This window comes from Streptomyces sp. MAR4 CNX-425 (genome assembly GCF_048656465.1).
In the GTDB taxonomy this organism is placed as follows: domain Bacteria; phylum Actinomycetota; class Actinomycetes; order Streptomycetales; family Streptomycetaceae; genus Streptomyces.
In genome coordinates this window covers 96513-122254 of record NZ_JBMDLF010000008.1, presented here as the reverse complement: position 1 = coordinate 122254, position 25742 = coordinate 96513, and the positions used below count along the sequence as shown (strand labels likewise).

Sequence of the window (25742 nt, the reverse complement as noted above, 5' to 3'; positions counted from 1 at the left end):
TGTCCCCGCGCCGCGGCAGCGGCGGACGCGACCGCGCACCGGCGCCGGCCCCGCCTCCCGCCCCGGCGCTGCCGGCACCGCCGTCCCGCGGCTGCTTCCTGCCCTTGCCGCCCGCTTTGTGCCTGCCCACCGTCTGTGTCAGCTCCCGCCCGGGCTCGCGTCGGCGGCCCCTGTCTCGTACTCGTCCAGCAGCTCGGTGAAGGCCCTGGCCACCACGTCCGGGTACTCCATCATGGCCACGTGCCCCGCCGCCGGCAGGGCCAGCAGCCGTGAGTTGCGGAACGCGGCCTTCGCCCGCCGCGCCATCCGGAACGATACGAGTTGGTCGCGCCCGCCGTAGACGAGAAGCGTAGGGGCTAGGACCCGTTCCGCCAGCCGCCAGAGCGAGTGCTGCCCGCCCAGGGTGTACGCCCCGACGACTCCGCGCGCCGAGCGCTCCATGGCGTCCCAGTGGTACGGCAGCCGCATCCGCCGGGCGTACTCGCGCGCGTGCTCCGCGAAGCCCTCGGGGCTGACGCGGCGCGGGTCGCCGTAGCAGAGGCCGAGCACCGCGCGGGTGCGCTGCTCGGCGGTCCAGTCCCGGGTGAGCCGGGCGAAGAGCGCGGTGACGCCGGGGACGGCGAGCAGCGCCGTGGGCACCGCGGTGCGCTGCGGGCGCAGCTCGGGCAGCGCCGGTGAGACGAGGGTGAGGGTGCGGACCAGGTCGGGGCGGAGCGCCGCGACGCGGGTGACGATGGTGCCGCCCAGCGAGTTGCCGAAGAGGTGTACGGGGCCGCGCTCGCCGGCGTCGAGGTACCGGATGACGGCGCGGGCGTGGCCGGAGAGGGAGTAGTCGCCGTCGTCCGGGGGCGGGGAGTCGCCGAAGCCGGGGAGGTCGACGGCCTCGCCGTCGACGCGCTCGGCGAGCAGGGGGCCGAGGCCGGACCAGTTCAGCGCGGAGCCGCCGAGCCCGTGCACGTACACCGCGGGCGGCAGTCCCGGGCGGGCGCCGGGGTGGGCGCGGACGGCGAGGGTCAGCCCGGGGAGCGTCATCTGCCGTCGGGTGACACCGTCCCGGCCTGGGGCGGAAGCGGGCGGTACGGTCCCGGGCGGCGTCCCCGCGGCAGACGCCTCTACGCCCGCCAGGTGGGGCTCTGTCGACGGCATGGGGCAATGTTACGAGACAGTCACGCAGTGGTTCATGTGTTCGCGCTCACAGGCCGCCTCGCGCCCGAAAGCACCCTCTCTTACGCTCGTATGGAGGACATCGACCGAAACTGCGCCCGAAGTCCACCTGACACGTCGGCGCGGGCGGGGGGCGGCGGCGCCCGGCGGCGAACGCCGGTGGGGCGAAGGCGACCGAAGGGGAGAAAGCGCATGGCGGTGCACCCGCAGGATCCGGACAGGTTCGACGAGCCGGCCCGCGGCACGGGCCCCGACGGCGAGACCCCGGAGGCGGACGCCGCGGAGCAGCGCGCCGAGGTCGAGAGCGCCGGGACGGGCGACGATGACACCCCGCAGGGCGAGCGCCAGGGCACCGAGGCGGACCCGGCGGACGCCGCCGAGCAGGCACGCGTCGTCGAAGAGAGCGAGGACGAATACCGGTGAGCTGCTCCGGATTGCCCCGGTTCGGCAGGGGCCCGGTGCGATGAAATTTCGCGCAGCGACGGAGCGCCGGACGATTACCCGCACGTACGATGGCACCTGCGGTCGGCCCGCCGGACAGGCCCGGCGTCCCGGGGGCGATCATCTGAGGAACCAGGAGGCGCAGTGACAGCCATCGAGCAGGCCGAGACGCGTCCACGCAGTACGAGGCTCCCCCGTCGCGCGCGCCGCAACCAGCTCCTCGGCGCCGCCCAGGAGGTCTTCGTCGCCCAGGGCTACCACTCCGCCGCCATGGACGACATCGCGGACCGCGCCGGCGTCAGCAAGCCGGTGCTCTACCAGCACTTCCCCGGCAAGCTGGAGCTGTACCTCGCCCTGCTCGACCAGCACTGCGACGCGCTGCTCAAGGCGGTGCGCGCGGCGCTCGCCTCCACGTCGGACAACAAGCAGCGCGTCGCGGCGACGATGGACGCGTACTTCGCCTTCGTCGAGGACGAGGGCGGCGCCTTTCGGCTGGTCTTCGAGTCCGACCTGACCAACGAGCCCGCGGTGCGCGAGCGGGTCGACAAGGTCAGCCTGGACTGCGCGCAGGCGGTCAGCGAGGTCATCGCGGAGGACACCGACCTGCCGGTGGAGCAGGCGATGCTGCTCGCGGTGGGGCTGTGCGGCATGGCGCAGATCACCGCGCGGTACTGGCTGGGCTCCGGCCAGCCCATCCCGCGGGACGCCGCCGCGAAGCTCATCGCGTCGCTCTCCTGGCGGGGCATCGCCGGCTTCCCGCTGCACGGCGGCCCGGACCCGGCGTAGTCCCGCGGGGGCCCGCCGCGGCGGCGCGTCCGCCGCGGTGTTCGCTGCGGGCGTGCAGGCATCGGCCCCGCGGGGTGTACACGCCGGGTTAGTGTGCATCCGTACATCCAACTGACCGAAAGGGATCAGGCCGTGGAGGTCAAGATCGGCGTGCAGCACGCCCCCCGAGAGATCAGCCTGGAGAGCGGGCAGTCCGCCGAAGAGATCGAGAGCGCGGTGGCGGACGCGCTCGGCGGCAAGTCGGAGGTGCTGACCCTGGTCGACGACCGCGGCCGGAAGATCCTCGTACCGGCCGGCCGCATCGCCTACGTGGAGATCGGCGCCCCCAGCACTCGCAAGGTGGGATTCGGCGCGATCTGAGGGCGGATTCCCCCGCTTGCGCAGCCCGTACGGCCCCCCGGCGCCCGCCGCCGGGGGGCCGCCGTTTGCCCGCGTATCCATGCGGGTAGACCCGGAGCGTCCGATTCGCCCCAGCAGTGGGGGCCCAACGAAGGGCGGGCGCGAGATGGTCCTGGCAGCTGTGTGCTCCGCAGTCATCGGCCTGGCGATTGCGCTGGCCGCGCTCGCCCGCTATCCGGACCGGTTCCGCCACCGGAATCTGACGCTGGCCACCGGCCCGGCCGGCGCGACGCTCGGCGCCGCCCTCGCGCACACGGTGCTGGGCGGGGGGCACCTGCCGATCGTCCTGCCGGTCGCCGCGGCGTTCGCGGCGGCGATGCTGTCGCTGCTGGTGAAGCACCCGGAGCGGAGCCGCCCGGCGGCGGCGTACCTCGCGGGACGCCCGGTGCGCTGAGCACCCGCGGGGCCGCGCGGAGCGGCCGCGGGCCCCGGGGCTAGGCCGACAGCCCCAGCGCCGCCATCCGCTTGGTGTGCGCCTCGGTGATACGCGAGAACATCCGCCCCACCTCCGCCAGGTCGAAGCCGTCGGCGACCCCGCCGACCAGCATCATCGACAGCGCGTCCCGCTCCGCGACCACGCGCTGCGCCTGGCTCAGCGCCTCCCCCATCAGCCGCCGCGCCCACAGCGCCAGCCGCCCGCCCACCCGCGGGTCGGCCGCGATGGCGCTGCGGACCTTCTCCACCGCGAACGTCGCGTGCCCGGTGTCGTCCAGCACGCTCAGCACCAGCCCGCGGGTGTCGGAGTCCAGCCGGACCGCGACCTCGCGGTAGAAGTCGCTGGCGATCGAGTCGCCCACGTACGCCTTGACCAGCCCCTCCAGCCAGTCGGACGGGGCGGTCTGGCGGTGGAACTCGTTCAGCGCGGCGGCGAACGGCTCCATCGCCCGCGCCGGCACCTCGTCGATCCCGGCCAGCCGGTCCCGCAGCCGCTCGAAGTGGTGGAACTCGGCGGCGGCCATCGCCGCCAGCTCCGCCTTGTCCTCCACGCCGGGCGCCAGCTTCGCGTCCTCCGCCAGCCGTTCGAAGGCGGCCAGCTCGCCGTAGGCGAGGGCGCCGAGGAGGTCCACGACCGCGGCCCGGTACTGCGGGTCGGCGGCGGCCTCCGCCCAGCTCTCGGCCGCCACGCCGGAAACGGCGGCAGCGGTGTCTTCGGCGTCCTTGGCGTCCTCGGTCCGCTCGGGGGCCTGGTCGGGAGGGGGAGTGTCCATGGAGCGGAGAATAGCGGCCCGCGCCGACCTGGGAAGGGCCAGGTCAGCCTGTGGACTATGAGACATCGCACAACACAGCTGCACGATTTTAGGTAGAGTGGTATAGCGACCGCCGGTCACGGCGGGTCCCCCGTGCCCGGGCGTGAGTCCGGAGGCGCGTGGGAAGCATGTACTGAAGGATGCCCGGTCGGTGGCCCGATCGGCTCCGACCCCGACCGCTCTCAGCGGAGCCCGTACGGCCTGTCCCGCCGTGCGCACCCCGCCGGAGGGAATTCTCGCGGCTGGAGCGCCCGAGTGACGGAAGAAGTGGTCCCGCGCCACCCCGCGCGGTACGACCCCCGTCCCCCGCCGCTCGCCGCGACCGACAGAAGAGGCAAGCATCCTGTCCACGTTTCGAGACCTGGGGATCCTCCCCGAGACTGCTGAGGCCCTGGAGGCCGTGGGAATCACCACTCCTTTCCCCATTCAGGAGATGACTCTCCCGGTCGCCCTCGCCGGCACCGACGTGATCGGCCAGGCCAAGACCGGTACCGGAAAGACGCTCGGCTTCGGCCTTCCCCTGCTGGAGAAGGTCGTCGTCCCCGCCGACGTCGAGTCCGGACGCGCCGACCCCGGCGCCCTGACGGAAGCGCCGCAGGCGCTCGTCGTCGTCCCCACCCGCGAGCTGTGCGTGCAGGTCACCAACGACCTGCTGACCGCCGGCAAGGTCCGTAACGTCCGCGCGCTGTCGATCTACGGCGGCCGGGCGTACGAGCCCCAGCTGGAGGCGCTGAAGAAGGGCGTCGACGTCGTCGTCGGCACCCCCGGCCGCCTCCTCGACCTCGCCGGGCAGCGCAAGCTGGACCTGTCGAAGATCAAGGTGCTGGTGCTCGACGAGGCCGACGAGATGCTCGACCTCGGCTTCCTCCCGGACGTCGAGAAGATCATCCAGCAGCTGCCGGCCAAGCGGCAGACGATGCTGTTCTCGGCCACCATGCCGGGGCAGGTCATCGGCCTCGCCCGGCGCTACATGTCGCAGCCCACCCACATCCGCGCCGCCCTGCCGGACGACGGCGGCGCGACCGTCGCCGCGGTCGAGCAGCACGCCTTCCGGGCGCACTCGATGGACAAGCCCGAGATGCTCGCGCGCATCCTCCAGGCCGAGGGCCGCGGGCTGACCATGATCTTCTGCCGTACGAAGCGCACCTGCGCCGACGTCGCCGAGCAGCTGACCCGGCGCGGCTTCGCCGCCGGCTCGGTCCACGGCGACCTGGGCCAGGGCGCGCGCGAGCAGGCGCTGCGCGCCTTCCGCAACGGCAAGGTCGACGTGCTGGTCTGCACGGACGTCGCCGCCCGCGGCATCGACGTCACCGGCATCACCCACGTGATCAACTACCAGACGCCGGAAGATGAGAAAACGTACCTGCACCGCATCGGCCGCACCGCCCGCGCGGGCGCGTCCGGCACGGCGGTCACGCTGGTCGACTGGGACGAGATCACCCGCTGGCACCTGATCAACAAGGCGCTGGAGCTCGACCTGGAGAACCCCGAGGAGACGTACTCCACCTCCCCGCACCTCTACGAGGCCCTGAGCATCCCCGAGGGCACGAAGGGCGTGCTGCCGCGCGCCGAGCGCACCCGGGCGGGACTCGGCGCGGAGGAGCTGGAGGACCTGGGCGAGACGGGCGGCGGCGGCCGCCGCGGCGCGGGCCAGCGCCGCGGCCGCGGGCCGGCGGCCACGGAGGAGCGCCGCAAGCGGACCCGTACGCCGCGGCAGCGCCGCCGCACGCGCGGCGGCCGCCCGCTGGCGGCGGAGGCCGCCGAGGGCGGCGGCGAGACGCGGGCGTCCGCGCCGGAGCCCGCCGCGGAGGCGGCGGGCGGCGACGCATCGGCCCGCAAGCCGCGCCGCCGCCGTCGCCGCACCCGCGGCGGGGGCGCGGGGCAGCCGACGGCGGAGTAGCAGAACCCCGACGGGCCCGGACCGTACGCGACGACGTACGGCCCGGGCCCGCGGTGTGTCCGCGAGCGTGCCGCGGCACGGGGAGCGGCGACCCCGGGGCGACCCGAGCCGGCGCGGCGCCCACCGGCGAGCCCGGCTGTGCCGCGGCAGCTCCGACCGGGGCCACGGCGGTACGGACGGCCGTATCCGCGCGCGTGCCGAGGCACGGGGAGCGGCGAACCCGGGGCGGCCCGCGCGGGCGCGGCGCCAGGCAGCCGCGGCGAACCCGCCGCCACCGCCGAGCCCGGCCCTGCCGCGGCAGCTCCGACCGGGGCCACGGCCGTACGGACGGCCGTCGGCCAACGCCCACAGCCCGCACGACCACCGCGCGGCGAACTCCCACCACGCCGGACCCGGCCGGGACCACGGCCCCCGCCGCCCGCACAGACCGCCGACCACCACCACCCACACCCCGCACGACTACCGCGCGGCGCCCCCCGCCGCCGAGCCCGGGGCCGCCCCCCCGCCGTCCGCCGCGGAGCGGGCCCCGCGGCCGGGTACGTACCGGCAGGGCCTAGGGTCGGGGCATGAGCAAGCCGCCGTTCGTCGCGTTGCCGGCCGGGGCCGAGGCCGTGCGGGTCGAGACCCCGAGGGGGGCGTTCGCCGCGCTGCGGGCCGGGCGGCCCGTCCACGGCACCGCGCTCCTCCTGCCCGGGTACACCGGCAGCAAAGAGGACTTCATCGCCCTGCTCGAACCCCTCGCCGCCGCGGGCTTCCACGCGGTCGCGGTCGACGGCCGCGGGCAGTACGAGTCGGAGGGCCCCGCCGAGGAGGCCGCGTACGCGCAGGACGAGCTGGCGCGGGACGTGCTCGCGCTGGCCGCCGCCCTCCGCGCGCCGGACGATCCGCCGCCGCACGTGCTCGGGCACTCCCTCGGCGGCCAGATCGCCCGCGCCGCCGTCCTCCGCGATCCCGGTGCGTTCTCCTCGCTCACCCTCATGAGCAGCGGCCCGGGTCCCGTGTGCGACGAGCAGCGGTCCCGCGCGAAGCTCCTCGCCGATGCCCTGGCGACGTACGACATGGAGTCGGTCTGGCAGGCGATCCGGGCCATGGACCCGCCCGAGGCCGCGGACGACCGCCCCGCCGAGGTGCTCGACTTCCTGCACCGCCGCTGGCTCGGCACCCGCCCCGCGCAGCTCGTCGCCACCGGCCGGCAGTTGTGCGAGGGGCCCGACCGGACCGGGGAGCTGGCCGGGTTGCCGCTGCCGGTGCACGTCCTGACGGGGGAGTCCGACTACGTCTGGCCCGTGGCGGAGATGGACGACATGGCGCGCCGGCTGCGGGCCCACCGCACGGTGATCGAGGGCGCGGACCACTCCCCCAACGTCGAGAGCCCCGCCGCGACCGCGGCGGCGCTGGCCGCCTTCTGGGCGGCGGGGGCGGTCGGCTGACCGGGCATCGTCGCACCTCAACCGCGGTTCAGGTCACGTTACCCTGGCGGGCATGACGCACCACCTGTCCCCGCGGGCCAAGGAAGCGACGATCGGCGAGCTGTCGGACCGCAGCGGAGTGCCCCAGTCCGCTCTGCGCTTCTACGAGCGCGAGGGCCTGATCAGCAGCCGCCGCACCAGCGGCAACCAGCGCCGCTTCTCCCGGGACACCCTCCGCAGGGTCGCGTTCATCCGCGCCTCGCAGCGCGTGGGCATCCCGCTGGCGGCGATCCGCGAGGCGCTGGCGGTGCTGCCCGAGGGGCGGACGCCGAACCGCGCCGACTGGGCCCGCCTCTCGGAGGACTGGCGCGACGACCTCAACACCCGCATCCGCCGCCTGGAGCGGCTGCGCGACAACCTCACCGACTGCATCGGCTGCGGGTGCCTGTCGATCGACGTGTGCGCCCTGGCCAACACCGACGACCGCCTCGGCGAACGCGGCCCGGGCGCCCGCGGCCTCGGCGTCTGACCGCGCGGACAGGCCCTTCCGCCGGGCCCGGATCCGGCGTCAGCGGCGTACCGGGGACGCGCCCGTCGCGCGGTCCACGATCTGCTCGTACACCTCCGGGGCGGTCGTGAACTCGCCCAGGCGGCAGGTCTTGCGCGACCCGTGGTAGTCGCTGGAGCCCGTGGCGAGCAGGCACAGGTCGGCGGCGGTGGCGCGGAGGCGGGCGCGGGTCTCGTCGTCGTGGTCCATGTGGTCCACCTCGATGCCGTCGAGGCCGGCCGCGGCCAGTTCCGCCACGGCGCTCTCCGGCAGGCACACGCCGCGCTTGACGGCGAGGGGGTGGGCGAAGACCGTGACGCCGCCGGCGCCCTTGATGAGGCGGATGGCGTCGAAGGGGTCCAGTTCGTGCTTCTCCACGTACGCGCGGCCGCCGGAGCCGATCCACTCGTCGGTGAACGCCTCCTGCACCGAGGGGACGACGCCCGCCTCGACCATCGCGCTGGCCACGTGCGGCCGGGCGATGGCGCCCTCGCCGGCGATCTCCTGCACCCGCTGCCAGGTGATCGGCACGCCCAGCTCGATCAGCCGCTCGGTCATGAGCCGCGCCCGGCGCACCCGGTCGTTGCGCACCGCGTCGCGCTCGCGGGTCAGCTCCGGCTCGCCGGGGTCGAAGAGGTACGCGAGCATGTGCAGGCTGACGCCGTCCAGGTCGCAGGACAGCTCCATGCCGGGGACGAGGGTCAGTCCCTCGGGCAGCGCCTCGATCGCCTCGGCGTGGCCGCCGACGCCGTCGTGGTCGGTGAGCGCGACGACGTCCAGCCCCGCGGCCGCCGCGTTGCGCACCAGCTCGGCGGGGCTGTCCGTGCCGTCCGAGTCGGCGGAGTGGGTATGCAGGTCGATGCGCACGGACGGTACCTCGCACGGGCTCGGGGTCGCTGGGAAGCACCCAGCTTACGGGCCCGGCCGGGCGTCCCTCCGACGGCGGTACGCGTTCCGGGCGCGGGCCGCGCCGCCGCGGGCCGCACCGCCGCCGCCGTCCCGCGCGGCCTCCTACAGCAGCCGCGGCGACAGCGCGCCGCAGGGCAGCAGCTCGATCTCCGCGCCGGCGTCCCGCAGGTCGGTGAGCACCAGCTCGTCGTAGAGCAGCAGGCCGGACTGCTCCGGCCAGACGATCGCCCACAGCCACAGCCCGCGCGCCTCCCCGGCGAAGACGGCCCGGTCCACCGGCACCCCGCCGACGTGCCACAGCGGGGTGGGCCGCCCGGCGGCGATGACCTTGGCGTCCGGCGGCTTGTCCGTGCACATCCCGGGCCCGGGGTCGGGTCCCTGGAGGCCCGCGAAGCGCGCGCCGAGCCCGACGCCCAGCTCCTCGGCGACCAGGACCAGCTCGCCCGGTCCGCCCAGCGGGCCGGGGCCGGAGCAGGCGACGGCGGTGGCGCGGCCGCCGCTGCGGTCGTCGCCGGCGTTGGCGACCCCGGTGAACAGCCAGCCCAGGGGCAGCGGCCACGGCATCCACACCGGCACCCGGGCCCGGTGCACCACCACGCCCAGCGCCTCGACGCTGGGCGGTATGACGGGCTGGAGCGGCTGCACGGGCCCGTGCTGCTCGCACTGCCAGGAGTCGGTGAAGAGACCGGGCGCCCGGACCCGCCCGCCGCACTTCGGGCAACTGGGTTCGCCCCTCATAAGCACTTACGGTCCTCCCCGGCCGCCGCGCCGTCAAGGACGATCACCCGTCCGGGGCTGCCCGCCCGGGCCGCCGCGCCGCTACGCGCCCAGGTCGACCCCGCGCCGCAGCGGGTCCCGCAGGTCCGTGCCCGCCGCGAGCCAGCGCTCGCGCAGCGCCGCCGCGCCGTGCACCCGCTTCCACGCCGCCTCGTTCGGCGTCATCGGCAGCAGCGGCAGGAACCGCACCGGCTCCCGCGGCTCCGGCAGCGCCACGTCGTCCACCAGCCCGCCCGGCTCCGCGACCAGCACCGCGCGGAACGGCGCCCCCGGCCACAGCGGCTCCCCCACCTCCAGCGACGTCCCCGGCGCCACGACCACCCCCTCCACCTGCGGCGACGCGGCGAGGACGGCGAGCGGGCGGAGCACCTTGCCGGTGTCGGCGACCCCGGCCCGTACCGTCAGCAGCAGCTCGGCGCGCGGGCCGCGCAGCGGGTCGGCGAGCGCCTGTGCGGGGTCGGTCATGGGCTGCGCGGACATGCCGAGGGTGGCGTAGCGCAGCAGCGGCTCCTGCGCGGTCCCGGACGTGAAACGCGCCACCTCGATGCGGTCCGTGCCGACGAAGGTCACCGACGCCCGCGCGTCGGGCTCGCCGAAAGCCCCGGTCAGCCGCCGCTCCACCAGCGCGAGCACGTCGTCGTACGCCATGGGCCCCAGCCTAGGCGGCCGCGAAACCGGCAAGGCTGCGCGGTCGGTTCACCGGCGGCTGGTAACCTTGCGTGTCGGCTTGATGCGCGTCGTACGTGCCGTGCGCGTCGTACGCACCGGGCCGGTACGGCTTCGAACTCAACGCCCTTCGACAGGGCCCGGCCGGAGGAGGTGGCGACCGCGGTGGATCCCAGCCGACCTTGCAGTACCGACAGCTCGCCCGCCCGGCCCGGCGTTCGCTGACCCTCTCCGGCCCCTCCCGCACCGTCGCGGGGACTTCCGGGCCGCTCCCGGCCACGCCCTCCGGCGCCCCGCGGACGAGCACGCACTTTTCCGTCATCCACTGACGTGCCGTCGGCGCGCTCAGCGGTGCCCGCTTTGTGGGTGTACCTCGGCGTAGATCCCCATTCCCGGCAGCGTTGACCCGCGCCCGGCAGGAGCGTGAAGGAGTTCGCCCATGTCGATGATCCGCGACCTGCAAGCCGTCGTCCGTCCCGCCCGCAGGCGCCGGGGCCCGTCCGCCCACGGCTACGACCCCGCCCGCGACCACGCCGCCGGCACCGCCGTCGTCGACTGCGCCGTCTACCGCGGCGGCCGGCGCACCAGCGAACGGCTCTCCCCCGCCCAGGCGATGCGCCGGGTGCGCGCCGAGGGCGGGTTCGTCTGGATCGGGCTGCACGAGCCGACGGAGCGCGAGTTCGCCGGCATCGCCGAGGAGTTCGGCCTGCACCCGCTGGCCGTCGAGGACGCGATCGACGCGCACCAGCGGCCCAAGCTGGAGCCGTACGAGGACTCGCTGTTCACCGTCTTCAAGACCATCCACTACGTCGGCCACGCCGAACTCACCGCCACCAGCGAGGTGGTGGAGACCGGCGAGGTGATGTGCTTCACCGGCCAGGACTTCATCATCACCGTCCGGCACGGCGGCCAGGGCTCGCTGCGGGCGCTGCGCGCCCGGCTGGAGCAGGACCAGGAGCTGCTGGCCACCGGCCCGTCCGCGGTGCTGCACGCCATCGCCGACCAGATCGTCGACGGCTACCTCGCCGTGGCGAACGCCGTCCAGGAGGACATCGACGAGGTCGAGATCGACGTCTTCTCACCGAGCGACGGCCGCAGCGGGCGGGGCAGCGACGCGGGCCGGGTGTACCAGCTCAAGCGGGAGGTGCTGGAGTTCAAGCGGGCGGTGGCGCCGCTCATGCGGCCGATGCAGCAGCTCTCCGAGCGGCCGACGAGGTTCGTCGAGCCGGAGATCCAGAAGTACTTCCGGGACGTCGCGGACCACGTGGCGCGCGTACACGAGCAGGTGGCCGGCTTCGACGAGCTGCTCAACTCCATCCTCCAGGCCAACCTGGCGCAGGCCACCGTCGCGCAGAACGAGGACATGCGGAAGATCACGTCCTGGGCGGCGATCTTCGCGGTCCCGACGATGATCGCCGGGATCTACGGCATGAACTTCGACCACATGCCGGAGACCACCTGGGAGTACGGCTACCCCACCGTGGTCGCGGTGATCCTCGCCATCTGCCTGGCCATGCACCGCGGCTTCCGCCGCAACGGCTGGCTGTAGGGCCCGCCGCTCCCCGGCCCTCGCCGCGGCGGTACGGGGCCGGGGTCCGGCGGCTACCCTCGTGCCCCATGGAGCCGATCGCCGCCGCCCTCGCCGAAGAGGCCGCCAAGAAGTCCGGGCTCGTCTGGATCGAGGGCCCCGACGGCGCGCAGCGCGCGCTGTGGCACGTCTGGCACGACGGCGCCGTCACCCTCGTCGGCGACGGCCCGGACGAGCAGCCGCTCGACGGGCTCGGGCTCGCCGACGGGGCGCGGGTGACGGTCCTCGCGCGGAGCAAGGACAAGGGCGGCCGGCTGGTCGCCTGGCCGGCGCGGGTGACCGAGCTGGCGCCGGAGAGCGAGGCGTGGCGGGCGGCGGTGGACGAGCTGAAGGGCAAGCGGCTCAACGCCGTGGACGCCGACCGCGTCCCCGAGCGGTGGGCGCGGGAGAGCCGGGTGCTGCGGCTGGTGCGGGACGGCGAAGCGGCCACCGGGGCGGCGCTGCCCGCCGGTTCGCTGACCGCCCCGCCGCCGGCGACCCCGGCGACGACCCGGCGGCCGGCGCCGGCGGCGCTGCCGCGGCTGCTGTTCCGGCGGCGGCGGCGCGGCTGAGCGGATCCGCGACGCGGGGGGCGCGGGCCGTAGGCCCGTAGCTCCGCGGGTTTCGTAGCCCCGCGGGTTTCGCGGCTCCATGGGTTTCGCAGGCCCGCGGGTTCGTGGGCCGTACGAAACGAAGGCGGCGGACGGTGCCCCGGCCGGTCAGCTCGCCGAGATCTTTTTCCCGTAGTCCACGACGTCCTCCTTGCGCGGGGCGTTGACCTCGAACTCCTCGTCCCAGTCCAGCAGCCGCAGCTGGCCCGCGTTCCCCGCCCGCTCCACCAGCAGCGGGTACGGCCGCCCCTCCAGGGCCACCTCCAGCGCGCCGCCCGCGCCGCCCGCGGCCGTCACCCGGATCGTGGTGAAGCCGTCGACCTCGCCGTTCTCCTCGGCGGCCAGCTCGCCCTCGAACTTCAGCAGCCCGTCGAGCAGCACCTTCATCTCGGTGAAGCCGCTGAGCTGCTGGTACGCGGCGTCCTTGGGCGGCACCTTCACGTATTTGCCGTCGAGCTTCTGCGCCGCCGCGACGTCCGCGTCCGAGGGCTTGCCGCCGCCCTTGCCCTCGTCCTGGTGCAGCCAGAAGTCGTCGCCGGCCTTCAGGTACAGGTCCTTCTCGTCGCGCAGCAGCGAGAACCGCGTGCCCCCGGTGGCCACTTCGCCGACCCCGCCGGCCGACGACAGCCTCATGTCCAGCTTGACCGGTTCGCCGTTGCTCACCAGCGTGCCCGCGAGCCGCACCGAACTCGCGCCCGCCGCCGCCCGCTCCGCCTTGGCCCTGATGCGCTCGGGGGAGAGCTTCCCGACGCCGTTCTCGCCCGCCTCCGGACCGTCCTCGGCACAGCCCGCGAGAAGGGCGGCGGAGACAGCGAGCAGCGCTATCCGGAAGGCCGATCTCCTCATCACGTGCGGCAGCGTACCGGGCGCCCGGGTACCTGCCTTTCCCCACCCGTGGCACTCGGCCGTACGCTGGTGCCATGGCTGTCACAGATGAGGCGGTGCGCGCCGCGCTCGCGACGGTGAACGATCCGGAGATCCACCGGCCGATCACCGACCTCGGCATGGTCAAGTCGGTCGACATCGGGACAGACGGCACCGTCGCCGTCGGGATCTTCCTGACCGTCGCCGGCTGTCCGATGCGGGACACGATCACCTCGCGGGTCACCGACGCGGTCGAGAAGGTCGCCGGTGTGACGTCCGTCACCGTCGAGCTGGACGTGATGAGCGACGAGCAACGCAAGGCGCTCGCCGCGTCCCTGCGCGACGGCAAGGCGGAGCGCGAGATCACCTTCGCCCAGCCCGGCTCGCTCACCCGGGTGTACGCGGTGGCGTCCGGCAAGGGCGGCGTCGGCAAGTCGTCGGTGACGGTCAACCTGGCGGCGGCGATGGCGGCCGACGGGCTGAAGGTGGGCGTCGCCGACGCCGACATCTACGGCCACTCCGTGCCCCGCATGCTCGGCACGGACGCCGCACCCACCCAGGTCGAGGACATGATCATGCCCCCGACGGCGCACGACGTGAAGGTCATCTCCATCGGGATGTTCACGCCCGGCAACGCGCCGGTCGTGTGGCGCGGCCCGATGCTGCACCGCGCGCTCCAGCAGTTCCTCGCGGACGTCTACTGGGGCGACCTCGACGTGCTGCTCCTCGACCTCCCCCCGGGCACCGGCGACATCGCGATCTCCGTCGCGCAGCTGGTGCCGAACGCCGAGATCCTCGTCGTCACCACGCCGCAGCAGGCCGCCGCCGAGGTCGCCGAGCGGGCCGGCGCGATCGCCGTGCAGACCCACCAGAAGATCGTCGGCGTGGTGGAGAACATGTCGGGCCTGCCGTGCCCGCACTGCGGCGAGATGGTCGACGTCTTCGGCACGGGCGGCGGCAAGCAGGTCGCCGAGGGGCTGACGCGCACGACGGGCGCGGAGGTGCCGGTGCTCGGCGCGATCCCGATCGACGTGACGCTGCGGGCCGGCGGCGACGAGGGCAAGCCGGTCGTCCTGACCGACCCGGACTCCCCGTCGGGTACGGCGCTGCGCGACATCGCGGCGCAGCTGGGCGGGCGGCCGCGGGGGCTCGCGGGGATGGCGCTGGGCGTCACGCCGCGCAACAAGTTCTGAGCCGCCCCGCCGGTCCGCGCGCCGGGGCGTGCGGCAGCGGGCAGGGGCGCGGGGGCGCGGGGGCGCGGCCCGTACGCGATCCGCGCCCCGGACCGCCGGGTGCGGCTACCCCCGGCGGTCCTCGTACGTCGTGATGTCCTTGATCACCGAGAACGCGAGCCCGTACGCGCTCATGCCGCGCCCGTACGCGCCCAGGTGCACCTGGTTCGGCGTCGTCCCGGCCAGCACCCAGCCGAACTCCGACTCCCGGTAGTGGAACTGCGCCGCCTCGCCGTCCACCGGCAGCGACAGCGCCGACCAGCCGGGCCCCTCCAGGTCGTCGGCCAGTTCCCAGGCCACCGACGTCTGCTGGTCCAGCCACTCCTCGCGCATCTGCCGCTCCATCTGGGTCGGCCAGGTGCACGACAGCAGCCCGGAGCCCGCCAGCCAGGCCGCGGACGACACGGACGTCGCCTCCAGCACCCCGGTGCCGTCCGCGCTGCGCCGCACGGGGCGGCTCGCGACGGTCACGACCACCGCGAAGCGGTGGTCGCGCATGCCGGCCTCGGCGAGGTACGAGGGCATGTCCCCGTGGCCCACCGTGCCGTGCTCCACGCCGCCGTCGCCGCCCCCGGTGGACTGCAGCCAGCGCGGGCCCGCGAACGCGCCGTCCAGCCCGTACCAGGGGAAAGAAGCCCGCAGAAAGCTGTCCACCAGGCGTGGCTCGGAATCCTGAACCGTCCCCCCGGGCTCCGCCTCGCTCGTCATCTCCATCAGCGTGGTGCCTCCTCGTGGCCTGGACCTGTCAGTCGGCGGTCGCCCCCCGCCGGGGCGCACGCCCCGCCTGGCACACCGCATGCCGGGCGCTCACCCAGACACACGGGAGGATATCCACCTGCATACGCTAGGACAGGCAGGTGGTCTGATATGTGAGCCGATCAGGTGGCGTCCGAGTCGTACGGGGGGCGCTCGGCGGTGGCCGTGCCCTTGGCCTCACCTGCGGGGTCGCCCTTGCTGTCGCCGCCGCTGCCGCCGTCCTTCGTCAGGCTCATGCGCTTGCCGGCCGCGGGGGCGTCGTCCTCGATGTCCCCGACGGTGCGCGCCGCCTCGCCGATCTCGTCGACCTCCTTCTTGAGGTCGAAGCCGTTACGGATCTCCTTCAGACCCAGGTCATCGGTGTCGAGCAGGTGCTTCTTGGCGAAGTTCTTCGGGTTCAGGTCCTCGAACTCGAAGTCCTTGAACTCCGGGCCCAGTTCCTTGCGGATGTCCTCCTTGGCACCGTCGGAGAACTCCCGGACCTTGCGGACGAACCGCATCGTGTCCTGGATGACCTTGGGCAGCTTGTCGGGGCCGAAGACGATCGTGGCCAGGATGATGAGAGCGATCAGCTCTAGGGGTCCTATGTCGAAGAACACCTGGCACTCCTTGCTGTCCTGTCCGTCGTCGGCCCGCTGCCGGCAGGTCCGGGCGCCTCTCACGGTACCTGCCGACCCCGCCCCACCGGGAGTACCGCATCGGCCGCGGTGGACTGGTCCGCCCGCGGCCGGTGCGGTGTTTGCGGGCCTTTGGCGCCTTTCAGCCCGTCGACTCGCTCTCGCCGAGGGTGACGTCGACGGTCAGCTCCTCCCCGTCACGCTCGATGGTCAGGCTCAGGTCCTCGCCGGGACTGCGGCTGCGGACCTTGACGATCAACTCCTCGCCGCTGTGCACCGCTTCGCCGTCCACCCCGGTGATCACGTCCCCCGGCTCGATGCCCGCGGCGTCGGCCGGGCCGCCCGGGGTGACCGGCTCGGTGCCGCCCTCCACCGCGGCGGTGCCGACCTGGGCGCCGTCGCCGGCGTACTGCATGTTGAGCGTCACGCCGATGACGGGGTGGGTGGCCTTGCCGGTGTTGATCAGCTCCTCGGCGACCTCCGCGCCCTTGTTGACCGGAATGGCGAAGCCGAGGCCGATGCTGCCGCCCTGCTCGCCCTGCGGGGCGCCGCTGCCGTCGCCGGCGCCGCGGATGGCGCTGTTGATGCCGATCACGCGGCCCTCGGAGTCGAGGAGCGGGCCGCCGGAGTTGCCGGGGTTGATCGGGGCGTCGGTCTGCAGGGCGTTGACGTACGAGATGTCGCTGCCGTCGCCCTGCTCACCGCCGGCGGTGATGGGGCGCTCCTTGGCGCTGATGATCCCGGAGGTGACGGTGTTGGGCAGGTCGTACGGCGCCCCGATGGCGACGACGGGGTCGCCGACGGCGACGGAGCGGGAGTTGCCGAGAGGCAGCGGCTTCAGCCCGGAAACACCCTTGACGCGGACGACCGCGAGGTCGTACCCGGAGTCGCCGCCGACGACCTCGGCGGTCTTCGACTCGCCGCCGCTGAACGTCACCGTGATGTCGCCGCCGTCCTCCGCGGGCTGCACGACGTGGTTGTTGGTGAGGATGTGGCCGCGCCGGTCGAGGACGAAGCCGGTGCCGGTGCTCTGCTCGGAGAGCCCGCTGACGCGCAGCGTGACCACCCCCGGCAGCGCGGACCGGGCGATCCCCGCGACGCTGCCGGGCGGGCGCTTGCCGCCGCCGTCACCGGCGGCCGACTGGTCCAGCTCCACCTGGCCGGTGGTGCCGTTGCGCTCGATGTAGCTGCCGAGGGCACCGCCGATGCCGCCGGCTACGAGCGCGATGAGGAGCGCGCCGACGAGAACGGCCGCCCGCCCCCTGCGCCGCTCGGGCGCGCTCGCCGCGTGGGCGGCGTGCGCGGGGGCCCAGGGGTCGTAGCGCACGGGCCCCTGGGGGGCGCCCTGGGCGGCGCCGGGCGGGGCACCCTGCGGGTGCCCGTAGGGGCCGGAGGTGTACGAGCCGGGCGGGGGCCCGCCGGGCCCGCCGCCGTGCGGGGCGGCGCCGTGGGCGGGCGGCGCGTGCCCACCGTGGGCGGCGTGGCGCCCGTGCGCGGCGCGATCGCCGCCGGACGCGGGAGCGCCGGGCGCGGACGCGGGAGCGCCGGGCGCGGGTGCGGGAGCGCCGGGCGCGGGTGCGGGTACGCCGGGCGCGGGCGCGCCGCCGGGCGTCCGGGGCGGGGGCGCGCCGTGCGCGGCCCCGGGCGCGGGGGCGCCGGGCGCGGGGCGCCGTGCCTCGGGCGCCCCGGGCGCCTCGGGCCCGTGCGGGCGCCCCTGCGGGCCGGGCCCGGGGTGCCGGATGTCCCCGGCCGCGGGCGGCCCCGGTACGTCGCTCTCGCCGCCCCCGGCCGCCGCGGCGGGGCCCGGGGCCCGACGGGGGCCGGGAACGTCGCCGCCGGGCGGCGGGGTGGCGTCGGAGATGACGGCGAGCTGGGTGGTGTCGTCGTCCTCGACGGGATCCCGGTTCGCCGGCGGCCCGGCCCCGGCGGGGTCCGCGTGCGCGGTGCCGGACTGCGCGGAGGGGGCGTCAGCCCCGGGTGCGGCAACGTCGCGGCGAGCCGGTGCCGAGGGCACGGCGCCGGAGTCGTCGCCAGGCTCCTCACCGCCGACATGGCCCGCCGGCGCCGCCCCGGCGCCCTCGTCCGCGTCGGCCTCACGGCCACCCGCAGCAGCGGACCACTCACCGCCCGACACGGAGCCGCCCCTCTGCGGGCCCTGCCCGGGCACAGCGCCGGGAGCGCCGGAATCGACGGAACCCGCCCCGGCCGCCCGGCCAGGCTCCTCACCGCCCACATGACCCGCCGGCGCCGCCCCGGCACCCTCGTCCGCGTCGACCTCACGGCCACCCGCAGCACCGGACCACTCACCGCCCGACACGGAGCCGCCCCTCTGCGGGCCCTGCCCGGGCACAGCGCCGGGAGCGCCGGAATCGACGGAACCCGCCCCGGCCGCCCGGCCAGGCTCCTCACCGCCCACATGACCCGCCGGCGCCGCCCCGGCGCCCTCGTCCACGTCGGCCTCACGGCCACCCGCAGCAGCGGACCACTCACCGCCCAGCGCGGAGCCACCAGTCTGCGGACGCTCCCCGGGAGCGCCCGAATCGACGGAACCCGCCCCGGTCGGCGCAGCCCCGGCCGCCCGGCCGGGCTCCTCACCGCCGACCGCCTGCCCCGCGGCGCCCTGCCCGGGCTCTGACGGGCCCGAGGCGGGCGTACGGGCGGCGGGCGCGGACTCGTCCGGCGGTGCCGGGCGCGCGGCGTCCTGGGGCGTGCCCACGGGCTCGGCGTCGGGGGTCTGCGCGTCGCGTGGGGGCAGGGCGGCCCGGCCTGCCCGGGCGCCCGCTACGGCGGACACCGCGGCGGGTATGCCCCTGCCGCCCGGTGGGCCACCCTCCCCGGTCTCCCCGGCGCCCTGATACGGCCGTACACCGGCCTCCCAGGGCCGCGCGTCCACGGCGTCCGCGTCCGCGCCGCCCGCGGCGGCGTCATCCCGGGACGGCGCCGCCGACCCGCCGCTCACGTCCGTCACCGCGTCCGTGTCGCTCCCGGAGCCCGGGGCGTCCGCCGAGGCGGCCGCGGCCCCCGCCGGGGGCACCCCCGGGTCCGCAGCCGGGGACTCGACCGCATCCGGCGCCGCTGGCGCACCCGCGCCCGGCGCCGCAGACTCCACCACGGCCTCGTCGGCCTCCGGGGCACCGCCCCACGCATCCGCCGAGCCGGCCGCGCCCCCCGCAGGGGACTCCGCACCCGGCGCCCGCGTCGGCAACGCCCCCGCACCCGCGCCCGGCCCGCCGGACTCCGCATCCCGCGCCGCAGGCACACCCGCCCCCGGCGCCGCAGACTCCACCACGGCCTCGTCGGCCTCCGGGGCACCGCCCCACGAGCCCGCCGAGCCGGCCGCGCCCCCCGCAGGGGACTCCGCACCCGGCGCCCGCGTCGGCAACGCCCCCGCGCCCGGCCCGCCGGACTCCGCATCCCGCGCCGCAGGCACACCCGCGCCCGGCGCCGCAGACTCCACCGTCGCCTCGCCCGACGCACCCGCCGCGCCCCCCGCAGGGGACTCCGCCGAGCGGCTCCGCTCCCTGTGGTACTCGTCCTCCCCGTCGCGCCACTCCCGCAGCGCCTGCCGTACCCGGCGCAGCTGGTCCACCTCCGGGTCGTATCCCGGTGGCGGACCCGCGTCGTCCGGCGGGGCCGCCGGGGTGGTCTGCTGCGCGGAGGCGTCGGAGTCGGTGGGCGGTCCGGCGGTGTCCGATTCGGCCTCGCGCGGAGACTCGCCGGGCTCCTGCCTCCACCAACTCGGCTTCCCCTGGTCCATGTTCTCCCCACACGTTCCGCATGCGACTGGTCTCGGACCGTCGTGGCGGCCCGCGTCTGTTGCTCACCCGCCGGGCAGGCCCTTGCGATTCAACCAGGTGCATGCGGTCCGGCGCATCGCCCCGGGGGCGACGGTCACCGGGCCCTGTGGGCCGTCACCGCGGGGGTGGGGTGTTCATCCCGCTCAGCGCGGTTTTCGGCGCGGGTGGTGCGGGCTGCGCGGGCGGTGCGGCCGTCGACGGCTTGGTGACGGCGACCACCGACAGCAGCGGCGGCTGTGGCGTCGCGGTCGACGCCGCCGTCGCGGAGGCGGCCATCTGCAGCCCGCTCTGCGGGGAGTAGGGCTGCACCCCGCCGGTGTCCTGCGCGCCGCCGGAGGTGGAGAGCTGGGGGTCGTACGAGTAGCGCGCGGGCACGCCGCGGTCGCCGGGGGTGACGGCCGGGGAGCCGGCGGGGTCGACGGCCGCCTCGATGGGCAGCGCGCCGCCGAGGGCGAGGGCGGCGAAGGAGACCGCGCCGGCGGCGGCGAACGCGAAGCGCCGCCCGCGGGCGACGGCCGGCCGGTCGACCTCGTGGATGGGGAACCCCGGGCCGCCGTCGAGGACGCCGCCGTCGAGGACGCCGCCGCCGTCCAGCAGGCCGCCGTCGAGGACGCTGCCGCCCGGTCTGCTACGGGCCGCACCGGCACCCGCGCCCGCCGGTGTCAGCCCGGGCCGGGGCCGCGGTCCCGCGTCGCGCCGGCCGCCGAAGCCGCCGGTCCGCGGCGCGCGGGCGCCGCCGGCGCGGCCGCCCGTGCGGGCACCGCCGGGCTCCCCGTCCGCGAACGGCGAGCGGCGGGCCGCGCCGTCGAGGCTGTCGAGGTCGACACCCGGCAGGTTCTCAAGGCGGGCCAGCAGCCCGTCCGAGGGCGGCGGCGGCGCGGCGGCGGAGAAAACGCTCTTGAGCCGACGCTGCTCGTCGGCCTCCGCCTTGCACCGGGGACATGTCGCGAGATGCGCCAGCACACGATCGCGTGCGTCGTGCGGCAGCTCCCCGTCGACCAGCGCCGCCAGCGCTTCGCCCAGGTGCTGCTCGGCGGGCGACAGACCGCCCACGCTGCTCACAGCGTTCCGCCCTCCTCGTCCGAGCCGTGGGCGCCCTGCCCCGCGCCGGCGAGCGAGCGCTGCTCGGCCCTCGCCTCCGGGGAGCGGTGCTTGAGCGCCTTGCGCAGGTGGGAGCGGCCGCGGTGGATCCGGCTGCGGACCGTGCCCAGCTTGACGCCCAGGGTGGCGGCGATCTCCTCGTACGACAGGCCCTCGATGTCGCACAGCACCACCGCTGCCCGGAACTCGGGCGCGAGGGTGTCCAGCGCGTGCTGGACGTCGGCGTCGAAGTGCGTGTCGTTGAAGTGCTGCTGCGGCGACGGCTCGCGGCTCGGCAGCCGCTCGGCGGCGTCGTCGCCGAGCGCGTCGAACCGGATGCGCTGCTTGCGCCGCACCTGGTCGAGGAAGAGGTTCGTGGTGATGCGGTGCAGCCAGCCCTCGAAGGTCCCCGGGGTGTACGTCGACAGCGACCGGAAGACGCGGATGAAGACCTCCTGGGTGAGGTCCTCGGCGTCGTGCCGGTTCCCGGTGAGGCGATAGGCGAGCCGGTAGACGCGAGCGCTGTGGGTGCTGACGATCTCCTCCCACGAAGGCGGAGTCCACCCCTTGGACGACGCGTCGTCGGCCGGGAACGCGGAGAATCCGGCAACGGTCACGGTGTCGGTGGCGTGGCTGCGGTCGTCAGCATTGTCGGTCACGGATTTCGGCTCATCCGGTGCCTGTGTCCCCCGGCGGAATCGCCGCAGGACGCCCTGGTCGCCGGACGCGGCCGCACCTCCCCTGGTGGCTCTGGTGGTGTCCAGTAGGCCCCCTACCATATCCACCTCGCCCGTTAGCTCCGGATAAGCTCTTCCGACCGGTATTTTCCCGCATTCAGCGGAACCATCCCCGCCGGCATCCTTACCTCGTCCGTATCACTTCCGTCTCCCCCAACGCACGGTCCGGCCCGCAGGTTCCCGGACGCAGCGGATACAGTCACGCTTGCGACGGATGCAGGTGCAGGTGCCAACGGGGAACAGGAGAAGGCGATTACCGGCAACCGGCTGGCGAGCTGGTCGTTCGCGGAGGCGTACGGCACGGACGGTGCCGCGGACGCCGACAGCGGCCGGGACGGGGCGACCCCGCGCGACCCGGCGGGTTCGACGCGTGCGCAGGGCTCGGCGACGGCGGCGCTGCACTGGGCGCGGCAGCGGGCCCTGGAGTCGGGGCTGCGCCAGGTGTCGGCGGGCGCCGGGGCCGCGCTGCGGCTGCTGGCGGCGACGGCGGGCGCGAAGGCGGTGGTCGAGATCGGCACCGGCACCGGGGTCTCCGGCATCCACCTGCTCCAGGGCATGCGCCCCGGCGGGGTGCTGACCACCGTGGACCCGGAGCCGGAGCGGCAGCAGTTCGCCCGCCAGGCCTTCCGGGCGGCGGGGTTCGCCGCGAACCGGGCGCGGATCATCGTCGGCCGGGCGCTGGACGTGCTGCCGCGGCTGGCGGACGGTTCGTACGACATGGTGTTCTGCGACGGCGACCCGCTGGAGTGCCTGGAGTATCTGGGCGAATCGTTGCGCCTGCTGCGCCCCGGGGGCGTCGTCTGCTTCGAGGGGGTCTTCGCCGACGGCCGCACGGTGGACTCGGCGGCCCAGCCCGACGAGGTGCAGAAACTCCGCGAGCTGCTGCGCTCGGTGAAGGAGAGCCCGGCGCTGATGCCCGCGCTGCTGCCGGTGGGGGACGGGCTGCTGTGCGCCGTGAAGCGCGACGCGTGACGGCGCGTGGCGACGGTGCCGCGGAGGGTGGGCCCCGGCCGCGGGACGGGGCCGGAGGCCGATCCGCCCCGGCCACCGCGTGGCCGGGGCGCATACAGGGTTCTTCCGGACCTCGGTCCGACTAGCTGACGACCTTCTTCAGGGCGTCGCCGAGCGCGTCGGCTTCATCGGGGGTCAGCTCGACGACGAGCCGCCCGCCGCCTTCGAGCGGAACGCGCATGACGATGCCCCGCCCCTCCTTGGTCACCTCGAGCGGGCCGTCGCCCGTCCGCGGCTTCATGGCCGCCATGCTCGTTCCCCTTCCTGAAACCAGCTCTTCGTTGAGAAGCCGCGACGGCCCGTGGACAGGCTCGTCGCCACCGGCATCGAACACAGTGCTTCTCGCCCATTATCCCGCATTGCCGGTCCTGATGACCAACATCGGTCCGCATCCTCTCGACGACGTCCGACCGCAAAACCCCCCAATTCCCGCCAGAGGGATGCGATACTGCGCCCTTCCCAGGCGGGGCGCGCCGCGTTTCTATTTGACGCACGTCACATGTCGCGGAGCGGTGATCTCCGCCATGCTGACGGCACCGGACGAGACGCGGCACAGCCCCCGGTCACCGAAGGGGGCGGAGCGAAGGGAAGAACATGGCGGACACCGTGCTGTACGAGGTCGCCGACGGGCTCGCGACCGTCACCCTCAACCGCCCGGACGCGATGAACGCCCTCGACACCGACACCAAGGCGGCCCTCCGCGACACCCTGCGGCGGGCCGCGGACGACGCCGCCGTACGGGCCGTCCTGCTCACCGGCGCCGGGCGGGCGTTCTGCGTGGGGCAGGACCTCAAGGAGCACATCGGCACCCTGGCCGCGGCCCGGGCCGCGCAGCGCACGGACCACGCGATGGACACCGTCGCGGAGCACTACAACCCCATCGCCGCCACCCTCGCCGGGATGCCGAAGCCGGTGGTCGCGGGGGTGAACGGGGTGGCCGCGGGGGCGGGCGCGGGGTTCGCCTTCGCCGCCGACTACCGGGTGGTGGCCGACAGCGCGTCCTTCAACACCTCCTTCGCGGGCGTCGCGCTCACCGCCGACTCCGGCGTCTCGTGGACCCTCCCCCGGCTCGTCGGCCACGGCCGCGCCGCCGACCTGCTGATATTCCCGCGCCGGATCGGCGCGGACGAGGCGCTGGCGCTGGGCCTCGCAAACGTCGTCGTCCCGGCGGCGGACCTGGCCGCCGAGGCGCAGGCGGTGGCCCGCCGGCTCGCGGCGGGGCCGACGGGGGCGTACGCGGCGATCAAGGAGTCGCTGGCGTACGGGGCGGAGCACGGGCTGGCGGAGACGCTGGAGCGGGAGGCGGAGCTGCAGTCCCGGGCGGGGGCGTCGGAGGACCACAGGATCGCGGTGGAGGCGTTCGTGGCGAAGGAGGAGCCGCGCTTCACGGGCCGCTAGGCCCTCGCCGGGCGGGCCATTGCGGACCGGGGCGGGCCTCGGCGGGGCGAGCGGCGGGTGGCACCAGGTGGCGTGTGCGGGGCACGCACGCGGCGCCCGCCGGGCGGGGCGGACGGGACGGGGCGCTGGGCACGCACCGCCCCGGCACCGGGCACACCCGAAGGATCCCGACCCGCCCGGCCCCACACGGACACGTGCGCCGCCGGCCGTGCCGCGCGGGCGGCGGCGGACCGGGCGGTGCCGGGTGGCGTGTCCGGGGCAGGTACCCGGCAGCCCCGCCGCGACCGCACCGGACACGACGTGCCAGCGACCTCCCGGGCCCGCGCCGGACCGGGCCCGGTACCCCCGCCGGGAGGCGTGCCCCGCCACTGGTCCGGGCGCGGGGCACGCACCGCACGGCGCCGCCCGCCCGTGCTCGGCTCCGCCCTGCGGTCAGGTGGTGCCCCCGTCACCGCGGGCCTTCCCGGCAGGGGTCACGTGGCAGTCCGCGAGGTGGTCGTCGACCAGGCCGCAGGCCTGCATCAGCGCGTACGCCGTCGTCGGCCCGACGAACCGCACGCCGCGCCGCTTCAGCTCCTTGGCCAGCGCCGTGGACTCCGGCGTCACGGCGGGTACGTCCGCGAGCGTGCGCGGCGCCGGGCGGCCGGCGGGGTCCGGGGCGTACGACCAGATCAGGGCGTCCAGCTCGCCCGGGGCCCAGGCGGCGAGGGTGCGGGCGTTGGCGAGGGTGGCCTGCACCTTCAGCCGGTTGCGGATGATGCCGGTGTCGGCGAGGAGCCGCCGCTCGTCATCGGCTCCGAACTCGGCCACCGCGGCGATCTCGAAGCCGGCGAAGGCGGCGCGGAAGCCCTCGCGGCGGCGCAGGATCGTCAGCCAGGACAGCCCGGACTGGAACGCCTCCAGCGACAGCCGCTCGAAGAGCGCGTCGTCGCCGTGCACGGGCCGGCCCCACTCGTCGTCGTGGTACGCGACGTAGTCCTCGGCGGACATCCCCCAGGGGCAGCGCAGCAGCCCGTCGGGCCCGGCCACGGCCCCGCCGGCGGCGCTCACGGCCGCCCGCCCAGACCGCCGCGCGGGTCCGCCCCGCTGTCCGGCCCCGGCCCGCCCGGGCCCGGGCCGCCGAGGTCGCGCCCGCCGGGATCCGGGCCGCCCGGGCTCCGGCCGCCGAAGTCCAGGCCGCCCAGGTCGCGCGCGCCGCCGAAGCCCGGTCCGCGGTAGTCCGCGGGCCCGGGCGGCGGCGCGTCCTCGTACTCCGGCGGTCCCGCCGGGCCGCCGCGGTACGCCGCCGCGTGCGCCCCCGCCAGCGCCGCCTCCAGCTCCGCGATGCGGGCGTCCCGCTCCGCCAGCTCGGCGGCGACGCGGTCCAGCGCGTCGTCCACGTCCGCCATCCGGTACCCCCGGGGGGCGACCGGCAGCCGCAGGCCGTCGATGTCGGCGCGGCCGATCGGGCGGTCGGCGGGCAGCGGGTCGTGGAACCGGTCGGGCCGCGGCTCCGTCAGTTCCTCCTCGCCGTTGCCCGCCAGCACGACGGTGACCGCGGCGACGACCACGACCATGGCGATGAGCATGAACCAGAACACGATGTCTCCCCGTGGACAGCCGGGGCGCGCGCCGAGGCCGCGCCCGGTACGCCGGGTGGCTGCGCCCCACCTTAGCCGGGCCCTGTGACAGCCCCCGGATCCCCGGCTCCCGCACCCCGGGCCCGCACCGCACCAGGTCCGCCGCACCGCACGGCATCGCGCCGCATCGCCCGGCACCGCGCCGCGCCCGCGGGCTAAGGTCGCTGGAGGAGCCCGGGCCGCCGTCCCGGTGGGCGTCTAAGGAGGC

The 25742-nt window shown here is 75.7% G+C and carries 27 protein-coding genes; 13 read left to right on the top strand and 14 right to left on the bottom strand.

What is annotated here, in order from left to right; all coding sequences use genetic code 11:
- Window positions 1–138 precede the first annotated feature (138 nt).
- Complete coding sequence (locus ACHZ99_RS22465; RefSeq protein ID WP_420306501.1) at window positions 139–1032, bottom strand: alpha/beta fold hydrolase; 894 nt, start codon at window positions 1030–1032, stop codon at window positions 139–141.
- 324 nt (window positions 1033–1356) lie between these two features.
- Here ACHZ99_RS22465 and ACHZ99_RS22460 point away from each other — a divergent pair, with 324 nt between their 5' ends.
- The 4 genes from ACHZ99_RS22460 to ACHZ99_RS22445 all read left to right on the top strand — a co-directional run bounded on the left by ACHZ99_RS22460 (window position 1357) and on the right by ACHZ99_RS22445 (window position 3184).
- The gene (locus tag ACHZ99_RS22460) at window positions 1357–1587 is read left to right on the top strand and encodes a hypothetical protein (protein WP_420306500.1); all 231 of its coding nucleotides are present in this window, start codon (window positions 1357–1359) and stop codon (window positions 1585–1587) included.
- Between the two features lie 162 nt (window positions 1588–1749).
- A complete protein-coding gene (locus tag ACHZ99_RS22455; RefSeq protein WP_420306499.1) occupies window positions 1750–2391 on the top strand; it encodes a TetR/AcrR family transcriptional regulator in 642 nt (213 codons plus the stop codon).
- A gap of 132 nt (window positions 2392–2523) precedes the next feature.
- Window positions 2524–2751 (top strand): DUF3107 domain-containing protein, encoded by a 228-nt coding sequence (locus ACHZ99_RS22450; RefSeq protein WP_420306498.1) that lies wholly within the window; start codon window positions 2524–2526, stop codon window positions 2749–2751.
- Window positions 2752–2896: 145 nt separating this feature from the next.
- The gene (locus tag ACHZ99_RS22445; RefSeq protein ID WP_420306497.1) at window positions 2897–3184 is read left to right on the top strand and encodes a hypothetical protein; all 288 of its coding nucleotides are present in this window, start codon (window positions 2897–2899) and stop codon (window positions 3182–3184) included.
- A gap of 40 nt (window positions 3185–3224) precedes the next feature.
- On the opposite strand, the gene ACHZ99_RS22440 is transcribed toward ACHZ99_RS22445, so the two are convergent.
- Window positions 3225–3998 (bottom strand): ferritin-like fold-containing protein, encoded by a 774-nt coding sequence (locus ACHZ99_RS22440; RefSeq protein WP_420306496.1) that lies wholly within the window; start codon window positions 3996–3998, stop codon window positions 3225–3227.
- A gap of 472 nt (window positions 3999–4470) precedes the next feature.
- Between ACHZ99_RS22440 and ACHZ99_RS22435 the strand changes: the two genes are divergently transcribed.
- The 3 genes from ACHZ99_RS22435 to soxR all read left to right on the top strand — a co-directional run bounded on the left by ACHZ99_RS22435 (window position 4471) and on the right by soxR (window position 7875).
- On the top strand, window positions 4471–5937 hold the full coding sequence (locus ACHZ99_RS22435; protein ID WP_420306495.1) for a DEAD/DEAH box helicase: 1467 nt from the start codon (window positions 4471–4473) through the stop codon (window positions 5935–5937).
- Between the two features lie 566 nt (window positions 5938–6503).
- Complete coding sequence (locus tag ACHZ99_RS22430) at window positions 6504–7367, top strand: alpha/beta fold hydrolase (RefSeq protein ID WP_420306494.1); 864 nt, start codon at window positions 6504–6506, stop codon at window positions 7365–7367.
- Window positions 7368–7419: 52 nt separating this feature from the next.
- Window positions 7420–7875 (top strand): redox-sensitive transcriptional activator SoxR, encoded by a 456-nt coding sequence (gene soxR, locus ACHZ99_RS22425; protein ID WP_420306493.1) that lies wholly within the window; start codon window positions 7420–7422, stop codon window positions 7873–7875.
- 39 nt (window positions 7876–7914) lie between these two features.
- Here the strand turns inward: soxR and ACHZ99_RS22420 are convergent, their stop codons facing one another.
- The 3 genes from ACHZ99_RS22420 to ACHZ99_RS22410 all read right to left on the bottom strand — a co-directional run bounded on the left by ACHZ99_RS22420 (window position 7915) and on the right by ACHZ99_RS22410 (window position 10227).
- A complete protein-coding gene (locus tag ACHZ99_RS22420; protein WP_420306492.1) occupies window positions 7915–8760 on the bottom strand; it encodes a PHP domain-containing protein in 846 nt (281 codons plus the stop codon).
- Between the two features lie 144 nt (window positions 8761–8904).
- Window positions 8905–9540 carry a DUF6758 family protein gene (locus tag ACHZ99_RS22415; RefSeq protein ID WP_420306491.1) on the bottom strand — a complete coding sequence of 212 codons (636 nt, stop codon included), beginning with the start codon at window positions 9538–9540 and terminating at the stop codon, window positions 8905–8907.
- An 81-nt stretch (window positions 9541–9621) separates the two neighbouring features.
- Window positions 9622–10227 (bottom strand): suppressor of fused domain protein, encoded by a 606-nt coding sequence (locus tag ACHZ99_RS22410; RefSeq protein WP_420306490.1) that lies wholly within the window; start codon window positions 10225–10227, stop codon window positions 9622–9624.
- 457 nt (window positions 10228–10684) lie between these two features.
- Between ACHZ99_RS22410 and ACHZ99_RS22405 the strand changes: the two genes are divergently transcribed.
- Both ACHZ99_RS22405 and ACHZ99_RS22400 read left to right on the top strand, forming a co-directional pair.
- Window positions 10685–11794: a magnesium and cobalt transport protein CorA gene (locus tag ACHZ99_RS22405; RefSeq protein ID WP_420306489.1), complete on the top strand. Its 1110-nt coding sequence runs from the start codon at window positions 10685–10687 to the stop codon at window positions 11792–11794.
- Between the two features lie 68 nt (window positions 11795–11862).
- Window positions 11863–12384: a hypothetical protein gene (locus tag ACHZ99_RS22400; protein WP_420306488.1), complete on the top strand. Its 522-nt coding sequence runs from the start codon at window positions 11863–11865 to the stop codon at window positions 12382–12384.
- A 147-nt stretch (window positions 12385–12531) separates the two neighbouring features.
- On the opposite strand, the gene ACHZ99_RS22395 is transcribed toward ACHZ99_RS22400, so the two are convergent.
- Entirely contained in the window at window positions 12532–13248 is a 717-nt protein-coding gene (locus ACHZ99_RS22395; protein ID WP_420306716.1) for a hypothetical protein, read from the bottom strand.
- Window positions 13249–13343: 95 nt separating this feature from the next.
- Here ACHZ99_RS22395 and ACHZ99_RS22390 point away from each other — a divergent pair, with 95 nt between their 5' ends.
- Complete coding sequence (locus ACHZ99_RS22390; protein ID WP_420306487.1) at window positions 13344–14480, top strand: Mrp/NBP35 family ATP-binding protein; 1137 nt, start codon at window positions 13344–13346, stop codon at window positions 14478–14480.
- Window positions 14481–14585: 105 nt separating this feature from the next.
- On the opposite strand, the gene ACHZ99_RS22385 is transcribed toward ACHZ99_RS22390, so the two are convergent.
- The 3 genes from ACHZ99_RS22385 to ACHZ99_RS22375 form a co-directional block, all read right to left on the bottom strand.
- The gene (locus ACHZ99_RS22385) at window positions 14586–15233 is read right to left on the bottom strand and encodes a hypothetical protein (RefSeq protein ID WP_420306486.1); all 648 of its coding nucleotides are present in this window, start codon (window positions 15231–15233) and stop codon (window positions 14586–14588) included.
- A gap of 164 nt (window positions 15234–15397) precedes the next feature.
- On the bottom strand, window positions 15398–15874 hold the full coding sequence (locus tag ACHZ99_RS22380; RefSeq protein WP_420306715.1) for a sec-independent translocase: 477 nt from the start codon (window positions 15872–15874) through the stop codon (window positions 15398–15400).
- A 160-nt stretch (window positions 15875–16034) separates the two neighbouring features.
- Window positions 16035–17753 (bottom strand): S1C family serine protease, encoded by a 1719-nt coding sequence (locus ACHZ99_RS22375; RefSeq protein ID WP_420306714.1) that lies wholly within the window; start codon window positions 17751–17753, stop codon window positions 16035–16037.
- A 372-nt stretch (window positions 17754–18125) separates the two neighbouring features.
- On the opposite strand from ACHZ99_RS22375, the gene ACHZ99_RS22370 reads away from it, so the two are divergent.
- Entirely contained in the window at window positions 18126–18527 is a 402-nt protein-coding gene (locus ACHZ99_RS22370; RefSeq protein WP_420306485.1) for a hypothetical protein, read from the top strand.
- A gap of 1276 nt (window positions 18528–19803) precedes the next feature.
- Here the strand turns inward: ACHZ99_RS22370 and ACHZ99_RS22365 are convergent.
- Both ACHZ99_RS22365 and sigE read right to left on the bottom strand, forming a co-directional pair.
- Window positions 19804–20751, bottom strand: coding sequence for an anti-sigma factor family protein (locus tag ACHZ99_RS22365; protein ID WP_420306484.1), 948 nt, complete (start codon window positions 20749–20751; stop codon window positions 19804–19806).
- Complete coding sequence (sigE, locus tag ACHZ99_RS22360; RefSeq protein WP_420306483.1) at window positions 20748–21548, bottom strand: RNA polymerase sigma factor SigE; 801 nt, start codon at window positions 21546–21548, stop codon at window positions 20748–20750. The genes ACHZ99_RS22365 and sigE overlap by 4 nt, the downstream gene beginning before the upstream one ends.
- Before the next feature lie 354 nt (window positions 21549–21902).
- Here sigE and ACHZ99_RS22355 point away from each other — a divergent pair, with 354 nt between their 5' ends.
- Window positions 21903–22478 (top strand): O-methyltransferase, encoded by a 576-nt coding sequence (locus tag ACHZ99_RS22355; RefSeq protein WP_420306713.1) that lies wholly within the window; start codon window positions 21903–21905, stop codon window positions 22476–22478.
- Between the two features lie 121 nt (window positions 22479–22599).
- On the opposite strand, the gene ACHZ99_RS22350 is transcribed toward ACHZ99_RS22355, so the two are convergent.
- Window positions 22600–22767: a DUF3117 domain-containing protein gene (locus tag ACHZ99_RS22350; RefSeq protein ID WP_018834979.1), complete on the bottom strand. Its 168-nt coding sequence runs from the start codon at window positions 22765–22767 to the stop codon at window positions 22600–22602.
- A 344-nt stretch (window positions 22768–23111) separates the two neighbouring features.
- On the opposite strand from ACHZ99_RS22350, the gene ACHZ99_RS22345 reads away from it, so the two are divergent.
- Complete coding sequence (locus ACHZ99_RS22345; protein WP_420306482.1) at window positions 23112–23915, top strand: enoyl-CoA hydratase-related protein; 804 nt, start codon at window positions 23112–23114, stop codon at window positions 23913–23915.
- A gap of 432 nt (window positions 23916–24347) precedes the next feature.
- Here the strand turns inward: ACHZ99_RS22345 and ACHZ99_RS22340 are convergent, their stop codons facing one another.
- Window positions 24348–24905 carry a DNA-3-methyladenine glycosylase I gene (locus tag ACHZ99_RS22340; protein ID WP_420306712.1) on the bottom strand — a complete coding sequence of 186 codons (558 nt, stop codon included), beginning with the start codon at window positions 24903–24905 and terminating at the stop codon, window positions 24348–24350.
- Window positions 24906–24961: 56 nt separating this feature from the next.
- Window positions 24962–25495, bottom strand: coding sequence for a DivIVA domain-containing protein (locus ACHZ99_RS22335; RefSeq protein ID WP_420306481.1), 534 nt, complete (start codon window positions 25493–25495; stop codon window positions 24962–24964).
- Window positions 25496–25742: the final 247 nt, after the last annotated feature.

Excerpts from the sequence above, each read along its gene's own strand:
- ACHZ99_RS22465 (WP_420306501.1), bottom strand. The coding sequence starts at position 1,032 with ATGACGCTCCCCGGGCTGACCCTCGCCGTCCGCGCCCACCCCGGCGCC.
- ACHZ99_RS22460 (WP_420306500.1), top strand. The coding sequence starts at position 1,357 with ATGGCGGTGCACCCGCAGGATCCGGACAGGTTCGACGAGCCGGCCCGC.
- ACHZ99_RS22445 (WP_420306497.1), top strand. The coding sequence starts at position 2,897 with ATGGTCCTGGCAGCTGTGTGCTCCGCAGTCATCGGCCTGGCGATTGCG.
- ACHZ99_RS22440 (WP_420306496.1), bottom strand. The coding sequence starts at position 3,998 with ATGGACACTCCCCCTCCCGACCAGGCCCCCGAGCGGACCGAGGACGCC.
- ACHZ99_RS22435 (WP_420306495.1), top strand. The coding sequence starts at position 4,471 with ATGACTCTCCCGGTCGCCCTCGCCGGCACCGACGTGATCGGCCAGGCC.
- ACHZ99_RS22430 (WP_420306494.1), top strand. The coding sequence starts at position 6,504 with ATGAGCAAGCCGCCGTTCGTCGCGTTGCCGGCCGGGGCCGAGGCCGTG.
- soxR (WP_420306493.1), top strand. The coding sequence starts at position 7,420 with ATGACGCACCACCTGTCCCCGCGGGCCAAGGAAGCGACGATCGGCGAG.
- ACHZ99_RS22415 (WP_420306491.1), bottom strand. The coding sequence starts at position 9,540 with ATGAGGGGCGAACCCAGTTGCCCGAAGTGCGGCGGGCGGGTCCGGGCG.
- ACHZ99_RS22410 (WP_420306490.1), bottom strand. The coding sequence starts at position 10,227 with ATGGCGTACGACGACGTGCTCGCGCTGGTGGAGCGGCGGCTGACCGGG.
- ACHZ99_RS22405 (WP_420306489.1), top strand. The coding sequence starts at position 10,685 with ATGTCGATGATCCGCGACCTGCAAGCCGTCGTCCGTCCCGCCCGCAGG.
- ACHZ99_RS22400 (WP_420306488.1), top strand. The coding sequence starts at position 11,863 with ATGGAGCCGATCGCCGCCGCCCTCGCCGAAGAGGCCGCCAAGAAGTCC.
- ACHZ99_RS22390 (WP_420306487.1), top strand. The coding sequence starts at position 13,344 with ATGGCTGTCACAGATGAGGCGGTGCGCGCCGCGCTCGCGACGGTGAAC.
- ACHZ99_RS22385 (WP_420306486.1), bottom strand. The coding sequence starts at position 15,233 with ATGGAGATGACGAGCGAGGCGGAGCCCGGGGGGACGGTTCAGGATTCC.
- ACHZ99_RS22370 (WP_420306485.1), top strand. The coding sequence starts at position 18,126 with ATGACCCGCCGGCGCCGCCCCGGCACCCTCGTCCGCGTCGACCTCACG.
- sigE (WP_420306483.1), bottom strand. The coding sequence starts at position 21,548 with ATGGTAGGGGGCCTACTGGACACCACCAGAGCCACCAGGGGAGGTGCG.
- ACHZ99_RS22350 (WP_018834979.1), bottom strand. The coding sequence starts at position 22,767 with ATGGCGGCCATGAAGCCGCGGACGGGCGACGGCCCGCTCGAGGTGACC.
- ACHZ99_RS22345 (WP_420306482.1), top strand. The coding sequence starts at position 23,112 with ATGGCGGACACCGTGCTGTACGAGGTCGCCGACGGGCTCGCGACCGTC.
- ACHZ99_RS22340 (WP_420306712.1), bottom strand. The coding sequence starts at position 24,905 with ATGTCCGCCGAGGACTACGTCGCGTACCACGACGACGAGTGGGGCCGG.